Origin of the sequence: Marinobacter alkalisoli, assembly GCF_045449855.1 — a bacterium.
Lineage (GTDB): Bacteria > Pseudomonadota > Gammaproteobacteria > Pseudomonadales > Oleiphilaceae > Marinobacter.
On record NZ_JBJJLC010000052.1, the window covers coordinates 74,322 to 95,507 of the forward strand.

At 60.6% G+C, this 21,186-nt stretch carries 21 protein-coding genes; 11 read left to right on the forward strand and 10 right to left on the reverse strand.

Annotation, left to right across the window (positions count from 1 at the left end; genetic code table 11):
* The first annotated feature begins 138 nt into the window (after nucleotides 1–138).
* The 3 genes from ACJO5Y_RS18595 (at nucleotide 139) to ACJO5Y_RS18605 (ending at nucleotide 3,110) form a co-directional block, all read left to right on the forward strand.
* Nucleotides 139–843 carry a substrate-binding periplasmic protein gene (locus ACJO5Y_RS18595; protein ID WP_406989329.1) on the forward strand — a complete coding sequence of 235 codons (705 nt, stop codon included), beginning with the start codon at nucleotides 139–141 and terminating at the stop codon, nucleotides 841–843.
* A 92-nt stretch (nucleotides 844–935) separates the two neighbouring features.
* Nucleotides 936–2,231, forward strand: coding sequence for a pyridoxal phosphate-dependent aminotransferase (locus ACJO5Y_RS18600; RefSeq protein ID WP_406989331.1), 1,296 nt, complete (start codon nucleotides 936–938; stop codon nucleotides 2,229–2,231).
* Between the two features lie 54 nt (nucleotides 2,232–2,285).
* Nucleotides 2,286–3,110, forward strand: a complete 825-nt coding sequence (locus ACJO5Y_RS18605) for an inositol monophosphatase family protein (RefSeq protein WP_406989333.1) — start codon at nucleotides 2,286–2,288, stop codon at nucleotides 3,108–3,110.
* A 434-nt stretch (nucleotides 3,111–3,544) separates the two neighbouring features.
* Here ACJO5Y_RS18605 and slmA read toward each other — a convergent pair whose 3' ends face one another.
* From slmA to ACJO5Y_RS18650, 9 genes are all read right to left on the reverse strand, one after another.
* Nucleotides 3,545–4,132: a nucleoid occlusion factor SlmA gene (slmA, locus tag ACJO5Y_RS18610; RefSeq protein WP_406989334.1), complete on the reverse strand. Its 588-nt coding sequence runs from the start codon at nucleotides 4,130–4,132 to the stop codon at nucleotides 3,545–3,547.
* Nucleotides 4,133–4,230: 98 nt separating this feature from the next.
* Nucleotides 4,231–5,040, reverse strand: coding sequence for a thiazole synthase (locus ACJO5Y_RS18615; RefSeq protein WP_406989335.1), 810 nt, complete (start codon nucleotides 5,038–5,040; stop codon nucleotides 4,231–4,233).
* A 70-nt stretch (nucleotides 5,041–5,110) separates the two neighbouring features.
* Nucleotides 5,111–5,311: a sulfur carrier protein ThiS gene (gene thiS, locus ACJO5Y_RS18620; RefSeq protein ID WP_406989337.1), complete on the reverse strand. Its 201-nt coding sequence runs from the start codon at nucleotides 5,309–5,311 to the stop codon at nucleotides 5,111–5,113.
* 19 nt (nucleotides 5,312–5,330) lie between these two features.
* Nucleotides 5,331–5,699 (reverse strand): DUF423 domain-containing protein, encoded by a 369-nt coding sequence (locus tag ACJO5Y_RS18625; RefSeq protein ID WP_406989359.1) that lies wholly within the window; start codon nucleotides 5,697–5,699, stop codon nucleotides 5,331–5,333.
* Between the two features lie 13 nt (nucleotides 5,700–5,712).
* A complete protein-coding gene (locus ACJO5Y_RS18630) occupies nucleotides 5,713–6,513 on the reverse strand; it encodes a symmetrical bis(5'-nucleosyl)-tetraphosphatase (protein WP_406989339.1) in 801 nt (266 codons plus the stop codon).
* Nucleotides 6,506–7,336, reverse strand: coding sequence for a 16S rRNA (adenine(1518)-N(6)/adenine(1519)-N(6))-dimethyltransferase RsmA (gene rsmA / locus ACJO5Y_RS18635; RefSeq protein WP_406989340.1), 831 nt, complete (start codon nucleotides 7,334–7,336; stop codon nucleotides 6,506–6,508). Before rsmA ends, ACJO5Y_RS18630 begins: the two co-directional genes overlap by 8 nt.
* A 1-nt stretch (nucleotide 7,337) precedes the next feature.
* Nucleotides 7,338–8,339 (reverse strand): 4-hydroxythreonine-4-phosphate dehydrogenase PdxA, encoded by a 1,002-nt coding sequence (pdxA, locus tag ACJO5Y_RS18640; RefSeq protein WP_406989342.1) that lies wholly within the window; start codon nucleotides 8,337–8,339, stop codon nucleotides 7,338–7,340.
* Nucleotides 8,336–9,670: a peptidylprolyl isomerase gene (locus ACJO5Y_RS18645; RefSeq protein ID WP_406989343.1), complete on the reverse strand. Its 1,335-nt coding sequence runs from the start codon at nucleotides 9,668–9,670 to the stop codon at nucleotides 8,336–8,338. Before ACJO5Y_RS18645 ends, pdxA begins: the two co-directional genes overlap by 4 nt.
* Before the next feature lie 54 nt (nucleotides 9,671–9,724).
* Complete coding sequence (locus ACJO5Y_RS18650) at nucleotides 9,725–12,055, reverse strand: LPS-assembly protein LptD (RefSeq protein WP_406989344.1); 2,331 nt, start codon at nucleotides 12,053–12,055, stop codon at nucleotides 9,725–9,727.
* A 338-nt stretch (nucleotides 12,056–12,393) separates the two neighbouring features.
* Between ACJO5Y_RS18650 and ACJO5Y_RS18655 the strand changes: the two genes are divergently transcribed.
* The 3 genes from ACJO5Y_RS18655 to ACJO5Y_RS18665 are packed head-to-tail and all read left to right on the forward strand — an operon-like array spanning nucleotide 12,394 to nucleotide 14,879.
* Nucleotides 12,394–13,443 carry an aminoglycoside phosphotransferase family protein gene (locus tag ACJO5Y_RS18655; RefSeq protein ID WP_406989346.1) on the forward strand — a complete coding sequence of 350 codons (1,050 nt, stop codon included), beginning with the start codon at nucleotides 12,394–12,396 and terminating at the stop codon, nucleotides 13,441–13,443.
* A complete protein-coding gene (murU, locus tag ACJO5Y_RS18660; protein WP_406989347.1) occupies nucleotides 13,440–14,120 on the forward strand; it encodes an N-acetylmuramate alpha-1-phosphate uridylyltransferase MurU in 681 nt (226 codons plus the stop codon). Before ACJO5Y_RS18655 ends, murU begins: the two co-directional genes overlap by 4 nt.
* 3 nt (nucleotides 14,121–14,123) lie before the next feature.
* Entirely contained in the window at nucleotides 14,124–14,879 is a 756-nt protein-coding gene (locus tag ACJO5Y_RS18665) for a co-chaperone DjlA (RefSeq protein ID WP_406989349.1), read from the forward strand.
* Between the two features lie 13 nt (nucleotides 14,880–14,892).
* Here the strand turns inward: ACJO5Y_RS18665 and ACJO5Y_RS18670 are convergent, their stop codons facing one another.
* A complete protein-coding gene (locus ACJO5Y_RS18670) occupies nucleotides 14,893–15,804 on the reverse strand; it encodes a DUF3530 family protein (RefSeq protein ID WP_406989350.1) in 912 nt (303 codons plus the stop codon).
* Between the two features lie 105 nt (nucleotides 15,805–15,909).
* Between ACJO5Y_RS18670 and rpe the strand changes: the two genes are divergently transcribed.
* From rpe to trpD, 5 genes are all read left to right on the forward strand, one after another.
* On the forward strand, nucleotides 15,910–16,596 hold the full coding sequence (gene rpe / locus ACJO5Y_RS18675) for a ribulose-phosphate 3-epimerase (protein WP_406989352.1): 687 nt from the start codon (nucleotides 15,910–15,912) through the stop codon (nucleotides 16,594–16,596).
* Nucleotides 16,593–17,282 carry a phosphoglycolate phosphatase gene (locus ACJO5Y_RS18680; RefSeq protein ID WP_406989354.1) on the forward strand — a complete coding sequence of 230 codons (690 nt, stop codon included), beginning with the start codon at nucleotides 16,593–16,595 and terminating at the stop codon, nucleotides 17,280–17,282. The genes rpe and ACJO5Y_RS18680 overlap by 4 nt, the downstream gene beginning before the upstream one ends.
* 251 nt (nucleotides 17,283–17,533) lie before the next feature.
* The gene (gene trpE / locus ACJO5Y_RS18685; RefSeq protein WP_406989356.1) at nucleotides 17,534–19,021 is read left to right on the forward strand and encodes an anthranilate synthase component I; all 1,488 of its coding nucleotides are present in this window, start codon (nucleotides 17,534–17,536) and stop codon (nucleotides 19,019–19,021) included.
* Between the two features lie 16 nt (nucleotides 19,022–19,037).
* Complete coding sequence (locus ACJO5Y_RS18690; protein WP_406989357.1) at nucleotides 19,038–19,616, forward strand: aminodeoxychorismate/anthranilate synthase component II; 579 nt, start codon at nucleotides 19,038–19,040, stop codon at nucleotides 19,614–19,616.
* A 479-nt stretch (nucleotides 19,617–20,095) separates the two neighbouring features.
* Nucleotides 20,096–21,124, forward strand: a complete 1,029-nt coding sequence (gene trpD, locus ACJO5Y_RS18695; protein ID WP_406989358.1) for an anthranilate phosphoribosyltransferase — start codon at nucleotides 20,096–20,098, stop codon at nucleotides 21,122–21,124.
* The last annotated feature ends 62 nt before the right edge of the window (nucleotides 21,125–21,186 follow it).

Consider the following 21,186-nt stretch of genomic DNA (forward strand, 5'->3'; position numbering starts at 1 on the left):
TTTATGACGCCTGGCTGCACCATGCCGTGCAGAAAACGGGCAGGATGGCTATACTGCAACCGCCGGTAAGACACTCACACGACTTGAGACCCCACACCCCCGATGCTGTTGCAATTGACGTCCGGAATACTCTTTCTGATGCTCTCAAGCCCGTTGCTTGCAGAGAGGCCCAGTCTCAACATTGCCACCTCCCAGTATCCCCCGTTCGAATACCTTGAAGACGGGATGCTGGTCGGCGAAGACGTGGAAACCATCCAGAACGTTGTTGACCGTATGGGAATGGAACCGTCGTTTGTCGTACTCCCCTGGATCAGGGCGGAAGCGAGGGTCAGAAGCGGCAAGTCGGATCTGTTATTCACCCTGACCCGCTCGGATCAACGCGAGCGCCACTACTATTTCACTGCCCCCATCAACACCGCCCGGGACGTCTTCTTCAAGCGTTCGGACATGGAGTTAGAATGGCAGACTTTTGATGACCTGGAAGGCCTGAGAGTGGGGTTGTCGTCGTCTTACAGCTACGCGCCCGAATTCATGGCCTGGCTGGATACCGCAAACGTGGAAGCCGTCAGGATCAGTCAGGAGAGGCCGGACCTCACAGGACTGCGGATGCTCGCGTTTGACCGGATTGACCTGTTTATCTGCGAACAGTCAGTGTGCAACTTCCTTCTGGAGGAACATCAGGACACCCAGACAGAGCTGAAAACCATTGAGGCGGTTCCGGGAACGATTGGCAAGGAGCGAGCGTTCCGTGCGGCGTTTTCACGGCAAAACCCCGAGGGCGAACAGCTCAGGGACCGCTTCAACCAGGCGTTGTCCGAACTCAGGCAGGAAAGCGCCGACTGAAGTCTGCGGCAATCACCTATCATCCAACACATCACAGATTTGCTCAGGTTTCCTATACTGCCAGAATCACCCTCAACCAGCAGACCGGGACCATGGACATCAAGACAGATCACCGCTACGCGATTAACCTCAACGTTCGGGGCATTCAGCCTTCCGCCACGCTTCGCATTAATGAGCTGAGCAACCAGCTCCGTTCCGAAGGCCGGGACATCATCAAGCTGGGTCTCGGCCAATCACCGTTTCCGGTACCGGACCGTGTGGTGAAAGCGTTGCAGGATCACGCCCATGAAAAGGACTATCTGCCGGTCAAGGGCCTGAAAGCCCTGCGGGAGTCCATTGCCGGCTACATCAACCGGAGCGAGCGCATGCGCTGCACCTGGGAAGATGTGCTGATCGGGCCGGGCTCCAAGGAACTGCTGTTTATCCTGCAGCTGGCCTACTACGGTGACCTGCTGATTCCGCGCCCGAGCTGGGTGTCCTACGCACCCCAGGCGCGCATCATCGGCCGTTCGGTACACTGGCTGCCAACCCACGCGGAGAACAACTGGCAGCTGACCGCCGAGGAACTGGATATCATCTGCCGCGACGACCCCTCACGTCCGCGCATCCTGATCCTGAACTACCCGTCCAACCCCACCGGCTGCACCTACACCGACGACCAGTTGCTGGCCATCGCCAACGTAGCGCGCAAGTACAACCTGATCCTGCTGTCGGATGAGATCTATGGTGAAGTGCATTTTGAAGGCAAGCACAAATCCATTGCCCGCTATTACCCGGAGGGCACGATTATCAGTACCGGCCTGAGCAAATGGGCCGGCGCTGGCGGCTGGCGCCTGGGGACGTTTATCTTCCCGCCGGAGCTGCGCCCCCTGCAGGACGCCATGGCCATCATCGCCAGCGAAACCTACACCGCCACCAGCGCCCCGATCCAGTACGCCGCCATTGCCGCCTTCAACGGCGGCGACGATATGGACGAATACCTCAAGCAGTCGCGACGGGTGCTGAAGGTGGTGGGTGAATACATGCACCGCCGCCTGACCGACATGGGCGCGGTGGTCCAGAAGCCGGAAGGGGCCTTTTACCTGTTCCCGGATTTCAACAATTTCCGCGACGTACTGGCCAGCAAGGACATCAAGACCAGCCAGTCCTTCTGCCAGGCACTGCTGGAAAACACCGGCGTGGCGATTCTGCCCGCCAGTGATTTCGGTTTTGTGCCGGATCATCTGGCCGCGCGACTGGCGTTTGTGGATTTCGACGGCGCCGGCTCCCTGAAACTGGCCGGCAGCGATTACGCCGGGCAGAATCTGGACGATGATTTCGTCCAACAGGCATGCCCGCGGCTGGTACTGGCCATGGACAAGATGGAGAAGTGGCTGAACAGCCTGTAAGCCGATCGTGTTAGACTGGCGCCCTCTCTCTCCACGTCCAGCCAAGGGGGCGCCATGTCCGATTCCGTGTCTTTTCGAGACATCACCGATTTTGCCCAGGCACTTGCCCTGGAAGCCGGCGAGCTGATTCGCCACGAGCGCGATACCAACACCCTGCGCACTGACTACAAGCAGCAAACCGAGCTGGTCACCCACGCCGACGTGATGGCCGATGAGTTCATCACCACAGCCATCCGCGAACGCTTCCCGGACCACCGCATTCTCTCCGAGGAGACCATGCCGGACCTGAGCCAGGCGGAGGAACTGGAAACCCCGCTGTGGATCATCGACCCAATCGACGGCACGGTAAACTACGCCTACGGCCACCCCCAGGTCGCGGTATCCATTGCCTACGCCGAGAAAGGCCGCGTCCAGGCCGGCGTGGTTCACGCGCCCTTCCCCAACGAAACTTTCCGTGCTACCCGGGGCGAAGGCGCAACCCTCAATGGCGAACCAATCAAACACAGCGGCGCCACGGTTCCCAGGGATTCCCTGTTCGCCACCGGCTTCCCCTACACCAAGGACAACCTGGAACCACTGGTTAAACGCCTCGATGCAATGATCCACAATTGCCGCGACCTGCGCCGCATCGGCTCAGCTGCCCTCGACATCTGCTGGGTCGCCTGCGGCCGCCTGGACATCTACTACGAAAACGTCAGCCCCTGGGACTTCGCCGCCGCCCGCCTCATCGCCCTGGAAGCCGGTGCCACCGCTGGCCACTTCGGCGACGTTCCCGATGGCTACCCCGCCGACCTCTACGGCCGCGATATCCTGATCTCCGCTCCGGCGATCTGGGAGCCTGTTCGCCAGATCCTGCGCTCTGCCTCCGGGTATGACTGAATGTATGACTGGGGCTCCGAGGTTTATCGGGTAGCCTGCCAGTGATGGTGGCAGGTCTGGGTGGGCCTCCCCTTCACAGAACCGCTACAAGCACATCCATGTGCGCTTCGTTCCGGCCATCCATGGCCTCCAAGATTCTATGAAGGGGAGGCCCACCCAGACCTACGGAATCCACGAGATATATCGAATTTACCAACAATTTCGTGAGGTGTGAGCGAACAGTTTCTGACGTCAAGCTAGCAATATCTTTGGATTATTGTAGCGATAGCTAAGGAGCCGTGACGGCGGTGGCGGGAAGGACTTCCCCGGAATTTCGAAGGCCATGGATGGCCTGAGAGAAGCGCACATGGATGTGCTCGTAGCGGTTCCGGGGAAGTCCTTCCCGCCACCGCCACGCCCCCAAAGCTAGCAGGCTACCAAAGGCACCTCAAAAGTCAGCCCCAGACACCCTCAGAAACCAGTCCCCAACTCTCGTCGAAGTCGGTCGAGGGCAACCGCGAAAACGACGACCGCACAAACCGCTGAATGCGGCCTTCGACGAACACCAGCACAAAGTCCGCGCCGCGATTGGCGCTGGTCCGGGGACGCAGACCCTGGCGGATCTCGCCTTCCTTGAGGATCTGACGTACCTGGGTTTCCAGGCGGTCGAAGAACTGGGATGCGCGCTTGCGCAGGGTCTCGTTTTCGCCCATCAGGGCATCGCCGGTCAGCACGCAGCACAGGCCGGGATTGCGCTCGGCGAACACCAGCACCAGGTTGGCCAGCTGTTGCAGGCGGGCGCGGGCGTCCTCGTGCTCCTGCAGGATAACCTGGCAACGGCTGAAGACCGCTTCGTCGGCGAAGTCGATCAACGCCTCGAACATCTTGCGCTTGCTGGGGAAATGGCGGTACAGCGCCGCCTCGGTAACACCTACGGATTTGGCCAGGCCGGCGGTGGTGATGCGAGCTCCGGGATCGGTTTCCAGCAGCTCCACCAACGCATGCAGGATCGCCTCCCGACGACTGGGTTTTTGATCGGTCATGACAGGACTTCAGCGCTCTGTAACTGGGTTATTTTCGGGGCCGGTCATTGGCGCCGGCCCTCTGGGTTATTCAGTCTTGTACCGGATTGTTCACTAAATCAGAAGAACGTGCCATCGATGGGCGAGGACGCACTGGCGTAGAGTTTCTTGGGCATGCGGCCCGCCAGATAGGCTTCGCGGCCTGCTTCCACACCGAGGCGCATGGCGTGGGCCATCTTGATCGGATCCTGGGCCTGGGCGATGGCGGTGTTCATCAATACGCCGTCACAGCCCAGCTCCATGGCAAGCGTAGCGTCCGAGGCGGTGCCGACACCGGCATCCACCAGCACCGGGACATTGGCGTTTTCCACAATCAGGCGGATGTTGTACCGGTTCTGGATACCCAGGCCCGACCCGATAGGCGCGCCCAGCGGCATGATGGCAATACAGCCCATGTCTTCCAGGCGCTTGGCCAGCAGCGGATCGTCGGAGCAATAGACCATGACCTTGAAGCCATCCTTGATCAGCTCTTCGGCAGCCACCAGGGTTTCGGTCATGTTCGGGTACAGGGTTTTCTCCTCGCCCAGCACTTCCAGTTTCACCAGATCGTGACCGTCCAGCAGTTCGCGGGCCAGTTTGCAGGTGCGCACAGCATCCTTCGCGGTGTAGCAGCCGGCAGTGTTCGGCAGGATGGTGTAGGTGTCCGGGGAAATCACGTCGAGCAGGTTGGGCTCATCGGGATTTTGCCCCAGGTTGGTCCGGCGTACCGCCACGGTGACGATTTCCGCACCGCTGGCTTCGATGGCATGGCCGGTTTCCATCAGGTCACGATATTTACCGGTCCCGACCAGCAGGCGTGACTGATAGACCCGGCCTGCGAGTTCAAGGGGTTTGTCTTCTGGGAGCTGTGTTGTTGGTTGTTCGCTCATAACCTTCCTGGGGCTGTAGGGATTATCGGGGATGTCATCGGCAGGATGGGCCGCGTCAATGCGGCATTACTCAACCCCCACCGATGGCATGGACTACTTCGATCCGGTCACCGTCGTTCAGGTGGAATTCCGGATGCTGGCTGCGGGGCACGATGTCTTCGTTGACTTCCACCGCCAGTCGTTTGCCCGCCAGGGCCATGTGTTCAATCAGATCCGCAATGGTTGCCTGGGGCGGGAGCTCAATACCATCGCCGTTTACCTGAACCTGCATGCTTACCTCTGTAAAGTCTCTAGCGCCGCAATCCGGCGATCAATAACAAAACCCAACCCACCATGAAACAGACACCACCGATGGGCGTGATCGGCCCGACCCAGCGGATATCCGTCAGCACCAGTACATAGAGACTGCCGCTGAACAGCAGGATACCCGCCAGAAAAAATCCCGAGGCAACCGCCAACAGGCGGCGGTGAATTCCTATCCCGGTTAACACGGCCACGAGTATCAATGTTAATGAATGGTATACCTGATAAGTGACGGCAGTCTGGAAAACTTCAAGGCCCCGAGGGCTAACTATTGCCCTCAGGCCGTGGGCGCCAAAGGCGCCGGCCATGACCGCCAGCAGCGCCAGCAAGGCACCGAGCACCAGTGGCAGCCGCATGATGTCGGTTCTGCTAGCAGTCACAGTGAATTTTTTCCCCGCTATCGAGGTTCATGATGGTCAGGGCTCCGCCCCAGACGCACCCGGTGTCCAGGCCGATAAACTGTTCCTTGCCGGTTCTGCCTTCAAGGGCCGCCCAGTGGCCAAAGATCACTTTGACGCTGTCCTGGCGGGGAAACTCGAACCAGGGGGCAAACCCGTCCGGAGCGCTGTCCGCCGACTCCTTGGTGGTCAGTTCCAGGGTGCCGTCCGCTGCAATAAAGCGCATACGCGTAAAATAATTGGTAATCACCCGCCACCGGTCCATGCCGATCAGGCTGTCGTCCCAGCGCTCGGGCTGGTTGCCGTACATATGGGTGAAGTACTCCTGCGCGCCGTCACCGGCAATCACCGCTTCCACTTCCCGCGCATGCGCTGCAGCCTGTTCCGGCGTCCAGATGTGCGGCAGGCCAGCGTGAGCCATGACCAGGTTGCGGGCAGCATCGTGGATACAGAGCTTCTGCTGTCGCAACCAGTTCACCAGCCGGGCCTGATCCGGAGCATCCAGAATACCATCCAGGGTGTCTTTCTTGCGGGGCTGGTGGCCACCCAGGGCCACGGCCAGCAGGTGCAGGTCGTGGTTACCCAGAGCCACCACCGCAGCATCGCCAAGGTTCTCGAGGAACCGCAAGGTTTCCAGTGACGCCGGCCCCCGATTGATCAGGTCTCCGGCCACCCAGAGCCGGTCCCGGGACGGCGAAAAATCGACCTTGTCCAGCACATCCCGCAGACGATCGTAACAGCCCTGGATATCGCCGATGGCGTAGTCAGTCATCACTCTCCCCGTTCTGCGCCTGGCTGTCGGCTTTACCGTCCACCAACCTATCTGCAATCGCCACGTAATCCGCCAGCCCCAGGTTCTCCGGCCGCAGTCCGTCATTGATGCCCAGGCTCTGCAGCTGCTCCACCGTGACCAGTCCCGCCAAGGCCTTGCGCAAGGTCTTGCGGCGGGCATTGAACGCGGTCCGGACCACGGCCTGCAACGTACCGAGGTCTTTGGCCGGATGCGGCAACGTGGTGTGCGGCACCATGCGGACAATGGCGGAATCCACCTTCGGTGCCGGCCGGAATGCTCCGGCGCCGACTTCAAACAGCGGCTGCACCTTGCAGAAATACTGGGTCATGATACCCAGACGACCGTAGTTGTTATCACCCGGCACGGCGGCCATTCGCTGCACCACTTCTTTCTGCAGCATGAAGTGCATGTCCTGGACCACACCGGAGTAACTGAGCAGGTGAAAAATCAGCGGCGTTGAGATGTTGTACGGCAGGTTGCCGATAATCCGCAGCGGCCTGTCACTGACCAGTTGGCTGAAATCGAATTTCAGGGCATCCGCTTCGTGAATCCGGAAATCCGGGTAATTGAAAAATTTGGTCCGCAGAACCGGGATCAGATCACGGTCAAGCTCCACCACCTGCAGCGCCGGGTTCACTGCCAGAATTTCCTCGGTAATAGCACCCAGACCGGGGCCGATTTCCACGATGGCATCATCGGCCTTGGGATGGATGGCGCGGATAATGCGCTCGATCACGCCCGGATCGTGGAGGAAATTCTGACCGAACCGTTTTCTGGCCTGATGGCCGGGTTTGTTGCTCACGCTAGCTCTCTTTTGCCAACTTTCGATAAATCGCCATCTGTTCACCGACCTTGATGGCGGTCTGCAGGCTGCCTGCATCCGCTTTGCCGGTACCAGCCAGATCCAGGGCAGTGCCATGGTCAACCGAGGTGCGGACGATCGGCAGCCCCAGGGTAATGTTAACCGCTCGGCCAAAGCCCTGGAATTTCAGTACCGGCAACCCCTGGTCGTGGTACATGGCCAGGACCGCATCGGCATTGTCCAACCAGTGAGGGGTGAACAGGGTATCCGCCGGCAACGGGCCGGTCAGATTGATGCCCTTGGTACGGAGGTTGTCCAGCGTCGGCTCGATCACCTCCAGTTCTTCCCGCCCCAGGTGACCGCCCTCCCCCGCGTGGGGGTTGAGGCCGGCAACCAGGATGCGCGGATGCTCGATACCGAAGAAGGTGCGCAGGTCGTCATTGAGGATCCGGGTCACCTGGGTCAGGCGTTCCGGGGTAATCGCCGCGGCGACGTCTTTCAGGGGCAGATGGGTGGTGACCAGCGCCACCCTGAGCTCTTCGGTGGCCAGCATCATCACCACCCGCTCAACGCCACAGAGTTCCTGCAGGAACTCGGTATGGCCGCTGAAAACGATACCGGCGTCATTGATCACACCCTTATGGACCGGCGCAGTGACCATGCCATCGAAGCGTCCGTCCAGGCAGCCCTGGGCCGCGAGTCTCAAGGTGTCGAGCACATACTGGCTATTGCCGGTGTTCAGTGTGCCGGCGTCTGTACTGGCCAACCCCTCGACGTGGTACACCGAGAGGCGCCCCGGCTCCCTGGTGGCAGCTTCACCAGGCTGCCACGGTTCCAGAATCACATCCAGGCCCAGTTGTTGCGCCCTTGCCTCTAACAGCGCGCGGCTCGCCACCACAACAATGCCCGGCTGACGGGTTTCCGCGGCCAGTTGCAGGCACAGTTCCGGGCCGATACCCGCCGGCTCACCGGCAGTCAGGGCAAGGGTGACCGGGTCGCTCATGACTCCTCGGATGCCTCGTTCTCGTCAGCGTACTCATCCTTGAACTCAACGAAAGCCTCGTCGCGAATCTCCCGCAGCCAGTTCTGCAGCTCGGTGTCGAACTTGCGACGGTATATCGACTGACGGGCTTCCGACTCACGGACTTCGCCGCTGATGTCCTTCTGGCGCCGCTCCTGCACTTCCAGGATATGCCAGCCGAACTGAGACCGGAACGGGCCTTTCAGTTCACCGACATTCGCATCCATCATGGCTTGCTCAAACTCGGGTACCATCTGACCAGGGCTGACCCAGCCCAGGTTGCCGCCATCGGAACCGGACACCGGGTCATCCGAATGCTCTCTGGCCAGTACCGCAAAATCGGCGCCGTCACGGATCTGCCGGTACAGGTCACGAATGGCGCTTTCCGCCTGGGCTTCCGCGACCGTCTCGCTGGTTCTGATCAGTATATGACGCACCCGGGATTGCTCGATCACCTGGTCACCTTCGCCACCGCGTCGATCTCGGACCATCACCAGGTGAAAGCCGTTGTTGTTGCCCATTACCTGAGACGGCACGCCGGTTTCCAGTTCCGGTACGACGGATTCCAACAGCGATGGCAGCTGACTCCTTCTGCGCCAGCCCATGTCACCACCCTCCAGGGCATTGGCGGCGTCGGATTCGGCCACCGCAACTTCCCGGAAATCACGACCGCCGACAATCTCTGAACGCAGCCGTTCGGCCTTTTCCCGGGCGGCAGCAACGGCCGACTCGTCGTTCGGGTTATCCACTTCAACGTAGATGTAGGCCAGTTGATACTCCTCATTGCTCGGTTCACGGGAGGAGAGTGACTGCAGATAGTTCTGCACCTCGCGATCGGTCACACGCACGCGGTTGCCGACCTGGCGTTGCTGCACGCGGCTGGCCAGCATCTCGTTGCGGATCTGCTCACGGGCCTCGCGGTAGCTGACGCCTTCCGCCGCCAGTTGCTGCTCGAACTGGGTCATGGTCATGTTGTTGCGCCGGGCAATGCCGGTCATGGTTTCGTTCAGTTCGTTGTCACTGATCCGCATGCCGCCACGTTCCGCCATCTGCAGCTGGATCGACTCGGTGATCAGCTGATCCAGCACCCGTTGCTCAAGGATGTCCCTTGGTGGCAATCCGGTTCCCTGGGCCTGCAGTCTCCCCGCGATGGTATCAATACGGTTATCCAGCTCGCTCTGCAGGATCACACTATCGTCCACAATGGCCACAACCCGATCCAGCGGCTGACGTTCAGCCTGTGCGACCGAGGTCACCATCACCGCCAGGAGGATCAACAATGTTTTTGCGCAATGGCGAAGGTTCGCCTTCATAATCACCTCTGATAAATGAACAGTCTTTCTGCGGAACGCCCGCTACACGTTGATTCAGTCGTACCTTGTGGCCGTGCCGCCAAAGCGACGGCGTTCCCGCTCATCAAATCCGTAGATGGCTTCGGAGATCCGATCGGAAGAACCGCCACTGCCACCCAGCCCCTTGAGCTGGATCTGGAACAGCATGCGGCTTTCCAGCTCCTCATCGTCGGTCAGGTAGTTCTGGTGGACCACCTGAACGCTCCAGCAACAATTATTATATTCAATGCCCGCCAGTGAACCGACGGTGCGATCCAGCTGGGAGTCGTATACCCAGCGGCCAATCAGACTAACACGGTCTGTGACAGGAAAAACTGCCCCGATATCCGACTGTTCCAGTTCGTTTCTGCTGTAGGTGTGGCCAAGTGTCGCCAGGTAACGGTAATCCTCCGAATGGAAGATAAGCTGGCTACGCCCTTCCTCGGTCTGCTGGGTGTCCGGATCCCACAGACCGGAACTGCGGATATCCAGCGTCTCCAGCGGGCGAAGAAGCACCTCCCCTGCCAATGGTGAGTCGCTGCGGTCGTCCGCGCCGCGCCCCAGCAATGTCACGTCCCGGTCATCGTAATAATGCACCTGCCCGATACTGAAACGGGCCCGCTCGGCGCCGGTGACCAGATCATTGAAACGACTGGTCAGGGCTACCGTCAACTGGTTCGCGTCGCCAACCCGGTCGCCGCCGGTGAAGCGGTTACGCCGGAACAGCTGGTCAAAGCTGAACGAGCGGAGCGCGCTATCGAAATCGGGAATCTCGTCCTGGTCAGCATCGGCGTCGGCCCATGCATAATACAGGCGGGGCTCCAGCGTCTGGTTATAAGGGATATCGAACAGGCTGGACTGGCGATCAAAATACAGCCCCGAGTCCCACTCGAAGACCGGCACCGTGCGATCAAAGCCGGCACGGTTCAGTTCATAGTCTTCCAGCTCATAGCGAGTGTAATCCAGGCTGACCGACGGACGGGTAAAACCCCAGAGCGTCCGCAGCGGCAGAGCCACTTCCGGTATCGCCCGCAGCCGCTGACCATTGGCCCGATCCAGACCAGTCAACTCAGCGTTGTCCCGGTAAAAATAGGTGTACTGGCTTTCCAGGTTGGTTTCCACCGGCCCAAGATCCGTGGTCATGCCGTAGATCACTTCCGGCAACTGGGCATAGGGTTTGTTGCGTTCGGCAATGCGATCGGTGACCGTCTGGTAGCCGTTGGCGTAGATCTCGAAATACTGGGAGTCATCCTGATAGCGAGCGCCGCCACGGCGCTGGAGGTGTGTGGTCTGGTTGATTTCCAGGTTCTGGTTCAGGTCGCTCAGGTAATCCTCGTCACTGACCACCGAATAATCGCCGTAGGCATTCCAGCCACCGCCGAGCCCGGCACGGGTGGTAAAATCCAGAGCCCAGCGCTCGCCATCCTCATCGGGAAATTCATTCTGGTACTCAAGGTCGTTATTGATGTATCCCAGTTGCAAGACCGATTCGCCCCAGGGGCTCAGGTAACGGCCTTCCACTTCGTTAAACAGGCCCCGGCCATGAATATACTGCGGCGTCAGGGTGGCGTCGTAGTGGGGCGCCAGGTTCAGGTAATAGGGAACCGAGAGATAGGCGCCGCTGCCGGCATTGGACGTACCGAACGAGGGATACAGAAAACCGGTCTTGCGGCGATCATCAATGGGAAAGCTGGCGTAGGGCCAGTAGAAAACCGGCACGTCCTTGATCCGCAACCGCACGTGTTTGGCAGTACCGAAACCTTCCCCCTGGTCCAGGTGAATATCCGAGGCAACGATGGACCAGTCGTTCTGGTTGGGTGCGCATGTGGTCAGCGCGCCCTCACTGATCAACACCTGATCCTCGGCGATGCGCGACAGGGAGCCCGCCGACCCGCGCATCTCCGCGCCGTGAAGCAGGAACGTGGCGGCATTGATATCAAAGTGTCCGGTGTTTACATCGTAATCCGCCTGTTCACCGGTCAGCAGGAACGCCTCCCCGCGACTGACCAGAGGCCCGGCCACGGACACATTACCGTTCACCTGATCATAACGGGCTTCGGAGCCGGTCACCGAAAACCGCCCCTGGCGCATCCGCACATCGCCCTGAAGGTATAATTCGGAATCCAGTTCATAGCGGGCGGAGAGGCCGCTGGCATGCAGGGGCTGTTCCGAATCCGGCGCGGTTCCGAACGTACTGCCACCGCCGGGTACCGTCATTGAGGCTTCCGAGGGCAGGTAACCACCTTCACAAAAGGCGGGCAGGGTATTGCGCACCGACTCCGGCAACCCGGACCTTGGGCGCCAGTCGATTTCAGCTGCGGTGGGTGCATCGTCCCCCAGCACGGCCCCCGACCAGGCTACCGCCATGAATGCGAGACCCGCTCCATACGCAAGCTGCCTTCCCCTGGGGTGCCTCGACCGCTGGGCCGGTGTTCGCAGATTCCTGGCTGGTACTGGCACGGTGGTCGGGTTCCTTTCAAATGGTTTGAAGGCCGTGGGCTTCACAAATGGCTTGAAGGTTCAGGGATTTCAGGGCGCCTAGTTTACACGGGGCTCCCCGCCTTGTTAACGGAAACCCGACTTTGCTGCAAAACCGTTTTACCCTCTCTATACTGATCTGCTAACTTTCAGCTCTAATCAGGGAGCATCTGAATAACTCCCTGGCCATACGTAACATTCACCTTGCCAGGACAGTTGCCAGCTTCATGGATACCCGCCTGAAAATGCTGACCCAGTGGGTCCGACAGATTCCCGGCCTGGAGCAGGCCGACCCGATCGCGGTTTCCGGAGACGCCAGTTTCCGCCGTTATTTCCGGGTATTCGGCAACACGGCCACCGGACAGCGCCCCTATATTGTCATGGACGCGCCGCCGGATCATGAGGACTGCCGTCCGTTCGTGGCCATCGCCCGCCACTGGTACGCTCACGGCGTATCGGTTCCCGATGTGGTAAAAGACGACCTGGAACAAGGCTTCCTGCTGCTGGAAGATTTCGGCGACCAGCTCATGTTGGGCGAACTGACCCGCGACACGGCGGACCACCTTTACCAGGACGCGCTGACGGAACTCCAGCGCATCCAGCAGCTCACCGAAACGCCGGATTATCCCCTTCCACCCTATGACACCGCCCTGCTCGACCGCGAGATGGCACTGTTTCCCGACTGGCTGCTGACCCGGAAACTCGGATTCAAACTCTCCAATGTCGAACAGGCCATGCTGGACACCGCCTTTGCCTTTCTGCGGGAATCCGCCCTGGCGCAACCGGAAGTCACAGTGCACCGGGATTACCATTCCCGCAATCTGCTGGTTCGCCCCGACACCGATCGCCCCGGGGTCATCGATTTCCAGGATGCCGTGCGCGGCCCGGTGACCTATGACCTGGTATCCCTGCTCAAGGATTGCTATATCCGCTGGCCGGAGGCGGATATTGTCCGCTGGGTGGAACAATACCGGCAATTAAGCGCGGATGCGGGGCTGCACAAGGCTGACCCGGACACCTTCCGCCAGTGGTTTGAACTGATGGGCATGCAGCGGCACCTGAAAGCCGCGGGCATCTTCGCGCGCCTGTCCCTGCGCGACGGCAAGGATGGCTACCTGGACGACATTCCCCGCACCGTCCATTACATCATTGAAGCCAGCGCCAGGCAGGGCGCCCTGAGACATTTCCACGAATGGCTGTCGGACACCGTGATGCCACGGATCGAACAGGTGATTGGCCCGGCACCCACGGCTACCGCACAAAAGGCACCACAGTGAAGGCGATGATCCTGGCAGCAGGTAAAGGTGAACGCATGCGGCCGTTGACGCTCACCACCCCCAAACCCTTGCTGGAAGCCGGCGGGAAGCCTCTGATCGTTCATCACCTGGATAACCTTCGGCGTGCGGGCTTTTCCCATGTGGTGATCAACCACGCCTGGCTCGGCGAGCAGATCGAGCATGCCCTGGGAGACGGCGACCGGTTTGGTGTGCGCATTGAATACTCACGTGAGGCCTCGCCCCTGGAAACCGCCGGCGGCATCGTCCAGGCCCTGCCCATGCTGGTGGCCGGCGGTGATGACTGGTTTCTGGTGATCAACGGGGATATCTGGTGCGACTTTGACCTGAGCAGCCTGACACCGCCGGAAGACGCCGATGCCCTGCTGGTGCTCACCGGGAACCCCGGCCACAATCCGGACGGCGATTTTCACCTGGGCGACGATGGTCGCGTCAGCTCCGAGGGCGACAGCAAGCTGACTTTCTCCGGGATCAGCCTGCTCCACCGGCGCCTGTTCGACGGGATGCCCGCCGGGGCGCGGAAGCTGGCCCCGATCCTGCGGGCGGCGATGGCAAAGAATCGGGCCCGGGGTGTGTACCACGACGGCGACTGGATGGACATCGGCACACCCGACCGTTTGCGCCAACTGGACAACCTGCTTCACGTGGGCCAGGGGTAAACCATGGCAGCGAATGATCGTGACAATATGCTCCCGGCCCGTCTCGATGCAGAATTTTCCGAACTTCTGAAAGAGCTGTCCTCCTGCGGCCACCAGGCCAACGAGCTGATCACGCGTACCAGCCTGCCGGGCTGGTGCCGGCGCAGCCTGTTCTTCTTCCTGGGCTACATTGCCAGGTCCGAAGGCCGGGTCACCGAAGCCGATATCGGCTTCGCCGAATCCCTGATGAAAGCGCTGAAATTGTCCCGACGTCAGCGGCGCAAGGCCATCAACTGGTTCCAGGAGGGCAAGAATGCCAGTGAGCTGCCAGCCCTCCGGGCGCTGAGGCTGCGACTGGTGCACTATCTGTGGCCATCACCGGCACTCCGGATCGCCATCTGCCTGTGCCATGCCGCCCAGCTTCAGGGTAAGCCCCGGAAGCCACGACGCTATCGCTGCGAGGACGCCATTGACCAGCTCGGGTTGCCGGTAAAAATCAGTGATGACATCCTCGAGAGCTACGCCTGTAAGGTCTGGATTACCCAGCCGGAAAGCCAGCCCCCACCCACCAGTTATGAACAGGCCTGCCAGTTGCTGGGGGTAACCCGTCGCGAACCGCTGGAGGGCATCAAGCGCGCCTACCGCAAGAAAGTGTCGGAATGCCACCCGGACAAGCTCGCCCAGCAAACCCTGAATGCCACCGAGCAGGCCCTGGCAAAAGACCGGCTGCTGCGCTACCAGCAGGCGTGGGAGCTGATCAGGCACCATCACGTCCAGTAGCGCGCCAATCCGTTCAGTCGGCGTTTAACCAGGCCTGTATACGGTTGGCCAGGGCCCTGGCATTCCGGACGCCGGGGGGCGCCCTCATGGCGACGGCCTGGGTCTGATAACGGCCAATGCCGGCTTCCCTGAGGCGGACCGCTCGCTCGGACGGCAGCATCGTGGCAGCATTCGAATCCTGCCGCGCGCTGTGGAGATGAAGCACTGACAGCCCATCCCTCCCTGCCAGCATCTCGCTCAAGGCCTGGTCGTTACCGGGATAGAACCACGGTGCAATCCAGACCAGCTCGCTGCCGCCGCCATTACCGCTGGCAAAGCGGGCCATGTGAACCACACCCTGCCCCAGCGCAACCAGCACCACCCGGTCATAGCCCCGCTGCCGTAGATCGGTGGATGCGGCGCCTAGCAGGCTCTGGACCCGGTCGTTGTATCGGGTTTCAAGGTCTCCCAGATCACCGTCATCCATGACATCAATCATTACCGACTCCGCGTTTTCAGCCGCAGCCCCGGCCGAGCGATCACCGCCATGGCGCCAGAACTGCTGTACCGCATACGGCGGTGCTTCCAGCCCCACCGCCATCATTGCCCAGCCGGACGATCTGAATGGCTCGCCCAGGGCTGTCAACAGGTTGGTCCCGGCGGACTGGCCTTCATCCGCCAGCACCAGCACCGCCCCCTTAACCGGTGTCCGAAGTTCCGGCTCGAACAACGCCAGCCCGGTTTCGTCACCCTCCAGATCCAGTCGGACGACATCGTCCGGGCGCTGTGCAGCGACCGACTTCGAACCCCCGGTGGAAACCGTCACCCGCTCGGCCTTTTGTCCGGCCTGGTTGTCTGCATCCTGCGCCAGGACAGGACCAGTCATCGTCAGAGGCAGCACCAGCCCCACCAAAGGCAACACCCAATCGTTGTACCAATTGCTCACAAGCACTCACTCTTTCGCTGCGAAAAACCATCGCTGAACTGATAGACTAGCACCCTGTCGGATCCAAGCGACCATGCCAACATCAATCCAATCGAGAGAGCCGTCATGAACCCTTACCAGATTGCCCCATCGATCCTGTCCGCGGATTTTGCACGCCTGGGGGAAGAAGTCGATACCGTTCTCGCAGCCGGAGCGGACATCGTGCACTTCGATGTCATGGACAATCACTACGTCCCCAACCTGACCATCGGACCGATGGTCTGTGAAGCCCTGCGCAAGCATGGTGTCACCGCCCCCATCGATGTGCACCTGATGGTATCGCCGGTGGACGATCTGATCCGCATGTTCATCGACGCCGGCGCCAGCTACATCACCTTCCACCCGGAAGCCTCTGCTCACATTGACCGCTCCCTGCAGCTGATCCGGGACGGTGGCTGCAAGGCCGGCCTGGTGTTCAACCCGGCCACCCCTCTGCACTACCTGGATCACGTGATGGACAAGCTCGACATGATCCTGCTGATGTCGGTGAACCCGGGCTTTGGTGGCCAAAGCTTTATCCCCGGCACCCTCGACAAACTGCGGGAAGCCCGCAAGCGCATTGATGCCAGCGACCATGACATCCGCCTGGAGATCGACGGCGGTGTGAAAGTAAACAATATCCGCGAGATCGCGGAAGCCGGGGCCGACACCTTCGTCGCCGGTTCCGCCATTTTCAACACCGACGATTACAAGGCGACCATTGATCAGATGCGCGCCGAGCTGGAGCTGGCCAGAAAGAGCATAAACCAATGAGCCTGAATGGTCTGTTCAATGCCCGCTGGCCCGGCGTTGCCCTGTTCGATCTTGACGGCACCCTGGTAGACAGCGCGCCGGATCTGGCAGCCGCCGTTGACCAGATGCTGGAACACCTCAGCCGGCCAGCCGCCGGCATCGACAAGGTACGGCAGTGGGTCGGCAACGGCGCGGCAATCCTGGTGCGCCGGGCACTGGCGGATGCCGTTGACTGGGAACCGGTTGACAGCAAAAACGACGCCCTGTTCAACGATGCCCTCGCCATTTTCTCCCATGCCTATACCCAGCTTAACGGCCAGCATTCGGTGGTCTACCCTGGTGTGGAAGACTGCCTGGCGCAACTGGCCGAACAGGGTTGCCGGATGGCGGTGGTCACCAACAAACCGGAACAGTTCGTGGCACCGCTACTGGAACAGATGGGACTGGAACACTGGTTCGACCTGACCATCGGCGGCGACACCCTGGCGGTCAAAAAACCGGACCCGGCCCCATTGCTCCACGCCATGGAGACCCTCAACGGAACCCGTGGCACCACAGTCATGGTGGGTGACTCGGCAGCGGACGTTAACGCCGCCCTCGCGGCAGGCATTCCATGCGTAGCGGTACGCTATGGCTACAATTATGGTCTACCCGTGGACGCCTTGGGTGCGGACACAGTGGTTGATTCACTGGCTGAGCTTTTGTAATCTCACAAGGATAATACGTTGATTACTTCATTTCGGGAGATTCCTGCCGTGCAGGGACTGAATCTGACTGCAGCGCGAGGCATCCTCACAACCCGCGCAACACGATGGTGGCGATGGCGCACTGGCTGAACCAGGCCAGCGACCGGTTGGGTTGTGCCCCAACGATGGCCGCAACCATCGGCTGGACTGTCAACGGACAAACCGGGGACAGCGCCAGCTAACAAGCAGATCAGATTTCAGGAAACCGTTACATGACACCCGAGCAATTCGCCGAGCTCGCCGAAGCCGGCTTTAACCGCATCCCGGTATACCGCGAAGTCCTGGCCGACCTGGACACCCCACTGAGCACCTATCTCAAGCTGGCCAGCGGTCCCTATTCCTACCTGTTTGAATCTGTTCAGGGTGGCGAGAAATGGGGCCGGTATTCCATCATCGGCCTGCCCTGCCGCGAAGTCCTCAAGGTTCACGATCATCAGGTCACCATTACCCGTGACAACCAGGTGATCGAGGAAACCGAAGCGGACGATCCGCTGGCCTTTGTCGAACAGTACCAGGCGAGATTCAATGCGCCGGATCTGCCAGAACTGCCCCGCTTCAACGGCGGCCTGGTCGGTTACTTCGGCTACGACACCGTGCGCTACATCGAGAAACGCCTGCGCCAGAGCTGCCCGCCGGACAAAATCGGCACTCCCGACATCCTGCTGATGGTGTCCGATGAAATCGTGGTATTCGACAACCTGCGCGGAAAACTGCACCTGATCGTCCACGCCGATCCCGCCGTGAAGGGAGCTTACGAGCAGGCCCAGCAGCGCATCGATGACCTGGAGTCACGGCTGCACCGGCATACCGCCGATGCCCCCCGAACGCCGGACAGCCTGCGCGGCAAGACCGTGGATGAAAGCGATTTCATCTCCGGCTTCAACCAGGAAAAATTCGAAGCCGCGGTGGGCGAGATCAAGGAGTACGTGCTCGATGGCGATGTCATGCAAACGGTCATCTCCCAGCGCATGTCGATTCCCTTCGAAGCGCCGCCGCTGAACCTGTACCGCTCACTGCGGGTGCTCAACCCCTCCCCCTACATGTATTTCCTCGACCTGGACGACTTTCACATCGTCGGCTCGTCACCGGAAATCCTGGCACGGGTGGAAGACGAAGAAGTCACCGTGCGCCCCATCGCCGGCACCCGCAAGCGCGGCGCCACCGAGGCCGAAGACCGGGCGATGGAAACCGAACTGCTGGCCGACCCCAAGGAGATCGCCGAGCACCTGATGCTGATCGACCTGGGCCGCAACGACGCCGGCCGGGTGTCCGAAACCGGCACCGTGAAACTGACCGACAAGATGATCGTGGAACGCTATTCCCACGTGATGCACATTGTCTCCAACGTCACCGGTCGCCTGAAAGAAAACACCAGTTGCCTGGATGTCCTGCGCGCCACCCTGCCCGCCGGCACCCTCAGTGGCGCCCCCAAGATCCGCGCCATGGAAATCATCGACGAACTGGAGCCGGTGAAGCGGGGGGTCTACGGCGGCGCCGTGGGTTACCTGTCGTTCAACGGCAACATGGACACCGCCATCGCCATCCGCACCGCGGTGATCAAGGACAACACCCTGCATATCCAGGCCGGGGCCGGCGTAGTGGCCGACTCGGTGCCCCGCCTTGAGTGGAAGGAAACCATGAACAAGGGCCGCGCGATCTTCCGCGCTGTCGCCATGACCTACAACGATTTCGACCACTGAGGCGGAGGAACAGATTATGTTGCTGATGATCGATAACTACGATTCCTTCACCTACAACGTGGTGCAGTATCTGGCCGAGTTGGGTGCGGACGTTCATGTGTACCGTAACGATGAGATTACGGTTGAGGAAATCGAGGCCCTGAAACCGGAGCGCCTGGTGATCTCACCGGGGCCCTGCACACCGAACGAGGCCGGGATTTCCATGGCCGCTATTCGCCACTTTGCCGGCAAACTGCCGATCCTGGGCGTTTGCCTGGGCCATCAGGCCATCGGACAGGTGTATGGCGGCGATGTGATCCGTGCCGGGCGGGTGATGCACGGCAAGGTGTCACCGGTCTACCACACGGATACCGGCGTCTTCCGCGGGCTGAGCAACCCGTTGCAGGCAACCCGCTATCACAGCCTGGTGATCGACAAGGACACCTTGCCGGATTGCCTCGAGGTGACTGCGTGGACCCGCAATGAGGATGGCTCGGTGGAAGAAATCATGGGGGTTCGTCACAAGACGTTGCCCATTGAGGGGGTTCAGTTTCACCCTGAGTCTATTATGACTGAGCAGGGGCATGAGTTGTTGCGGAACTTTCTTCGAGGCTAGTTTGGTTGGGTGGCCTTTGGGGTCTGGTTCTGATTCCGGGCAGTAATGGGGAGAGCTTACCCCAAACACGCCTCAAGACGTCCCTGTGCGGCTCGGGCTCCGCCATCCATGGCTCCGCACGGTTTGGGGTAAGCTCTCCCCATTACTGCCCTCTCAGCATGTTGTTCCAATATGTTCTCCGCTCAAGTCTGGAACGGCAAAGAGAAATTGAGGGGAACTGGTTACTGAACAAGCCCTCACCCAGACTCTAAGGGAGATGGCTGGGGTGCCCCCTTCCAAAACCGTGCGGAGCCATGGATGGCGGAGCCGAGCGTACAGGGACGTATTCACAGCGTGTTTTGGAAGGGGGCGCCGCAGCCATCGACCAAACTCCCAGCCAGAGGGCTAGCCCAACAACCGGTCCTACACCCGGCAGGAACTTGCTAAGCTAAACTGAAACGCAGAATACAAAACAGCAGATCGACCCAAGGGGCCCATTAATGGACATGAAAGAAGCACTGAACCGCATTGCCTCCAACCTGGATTTGTCCCGGGAGGAAATGAAGGACGTCATGCGCATCGTCATGAAAGGCGAAGCCACCGATGCGCAGATCGGGGCCTTTCTCATGGGGCTGCGGTTGAAGAGTGAAACCATTGACGAAATTACCGGCGCCACGGAAGTCATGCGGGAGCTGGCAACCGGGGTCACGGTCAACGCGGAACCGCTGGTGGACATTGTCGGCACTGGCGGCGATGGCGCCAATCTGTTCAACGTGTCCTCCGCCGCGTCTTTCGTGGTGGCCGCTGCCGGCGGTTTTGTCGCCAAGCACGGCAACCGGGGCGTGTCCTCGAAAAGCGGCAGCGCCGATCTGATCGAAAAAGCCGGTATCAACCTGAACATGAAACCCGAGGAAGTGGCCCGCTGCGTCGAACAGATCGGCGTTGGCTTCATGTTTGCACCGGCCCATCACGGCGCCATGAAACACGCCATCGGCCCCCGCAAGGAGTTGGGCTGCCGTACCATCTTCAATATTCTTGGCCCGATGACCAACCCGGCAGGCGTGAAGCGGCAGCTGGTGGGCGTGTTCACCCGTGAACTTTGTCGCCCCATGGCCGAAGTGCTTCATCGCCTGGGCGCCGAACATATCATGGTGGTGTGCTCCAAAGACGGCCTGGACGAAATCAGCCTGGCCAGCCCCACCCATGTGGCGGAACTGAAGAACGGCGAGATCACCGAGTACGACCTCACCCCGGAAGACCTGGGCATCAAGAGCGAGTCCCTGGTCGGCCTGACCGTGGATTCCTCCGAGGAGTCCCTGAAACTGATCCGGGCCGCTTTCGGGCGCGGGCACGACGAAATGGCCGAGAAGGCCCGTGACCTGATCGCCCTGAACGCAGGCGCAGCCATTTACGTGGCCGGCCTGGCCGACACGCCGACAGCCGGTGTCGAGATGGCCCTGGACGCCATGGGGTCCGGATTGGCGGCGGGCAAGATGTCCGAGCTGGCTGACTTTTCTCAGTGCTTTTGATTGGTTAGGTAAACATTGGAGCAGGACGAACCGGTGGGGCGGAGCTTCCCAAAACACGCCCG

Excerpts from the sequence above, each read along its gene's own strand:
- ACJO5Y_RS18595 (WP_406989329.1), top strand. The coding sequence starts at position 139 with ATGCTCTCAAGCCCGTTGCTTGCAGAGAGGCCCAGTCTCAACATTGCC.
- ACJO5Y_RS18600 (WP_406989331.1), top strand. The coding sequence starts at position 936 with ATGGACATCAAGACAGATCACCGCTACGCGATTAACCTCAACGTTCGG.
- ACJO5Y_RS18605 (WP_406989333.1), top strand. The coding sequence starts at position 2,286 with ATGTCCGATTCCGTGTCTTTTCGAGACATCACCGATTTTGCCCAGGCA.
- slmA (WP_406989334.1), bottom strand. The coding sequence starts at position 4,132 with ATGACCGATCAAAAACCCAGTCGTCGGGAGGCGATCCTGCATGCGTTG.
- ACJO5Y_RS18615 (WP_406989335.1), bottom strand. The coding sequence starts at position 5,040 with ATGAGCGAACAACCAACAACACAGCTCCCAGAAGACAAACCCCTTGAA.
- thiS (WP_406989337.1), bottom strand. The coding sequence starts at position 5,311 with ATGCAGGTTCAGGTAAACGGCGATGGTATTGAGCTCCCGCCCCAGGCA.
- ACJO5Y_RS18625 (WP_406989359.1), bottom strand. The coding sequence starts at position 5,699 with ATGCGGCTGCCACTGGTGCTCGGTGCCTTGCTGGCGCTGCTGGCGGTC.
- ACJO5Y_RS18630 (WP_406989339.1), bottom strand. The coding sequence starts at position 6,513 with ATGACTGACTACGCCATCGGCGATATCCAGGGCTGTTACGATCGTCTG.
- pdxA (WP_406989342.1), bottom strand. The coding sequence starts at position 8,339 with ATGAGCGACCCGGTCACCCTTGCCCTGACTGCCGGTGAGCCGGCGGGT.
- ACJO5Y_RS18645 (WP_406989343.1), bottom strand. The coding sequence starts at position 9,670 with ATGAAGGCGAACCTTCGCCATTGCGCAAAAACATTGTTGATCCTCCTG.
- ACJO5Y_RS18650 (WP_406989344.1), bottom strand. The coding sequence starts at position 12,055 with ATGGCGGTAGCCTGGTCGGGGGCCGTGCTGGGGGACGATGCACCCACC.
- ACJO5Y_RS18655 (WP_406989346.1), top strand. The coding sequence starts at position 12,394 with ATGGATACCCGCCTGAAAATGCTGACCCAGTGGGTCCGACAGATTCCC.
- ACJO5Y_RS18665 (WP_406989349.1), top strand. The coding sequence starts at position 14,124 with ATGGCAGCGAATGATCGTGACAATATGCTCCCGGCCCGTCTCGATGCA.
- rpe (WP_406989352.1), top strand. The coding sequence starts at position 15,910 with ATGAACCCTTACCAGATTGCCCCATCGATCCTGTCCGCGGATTTTGCA.
- ACJO5Y_RS18680 (WP_406989354.1), top strand. The coding sequence starts at position 16,593 with ATGAGCCTGAATGGTCTGTTCAATGCCCGCTGGCCCGGCGTTGCCCTG.
- trpE (WP_406989356.1), top strand. The coding sequence starts at position 17,534 with ATGACACCCGAGCAATTCGCCGAGCTCGCCGAAGCCGGCTTTAACCGC.
- ACJO5Y_RS18690 (WP_406989357.1), top strand. The coding sequence starts at position 19,038 with ATGTTGCTGATGATCGATAACTACGATTCCTTCACCTACAACGTGGTG.
- trpD (WP_406989358.1), top strand. The coding sequence starts at position 20,096 with ATGGACATGAAAGAAGCACTGAACCGCATTGCCTCCAACCTGGATTTG.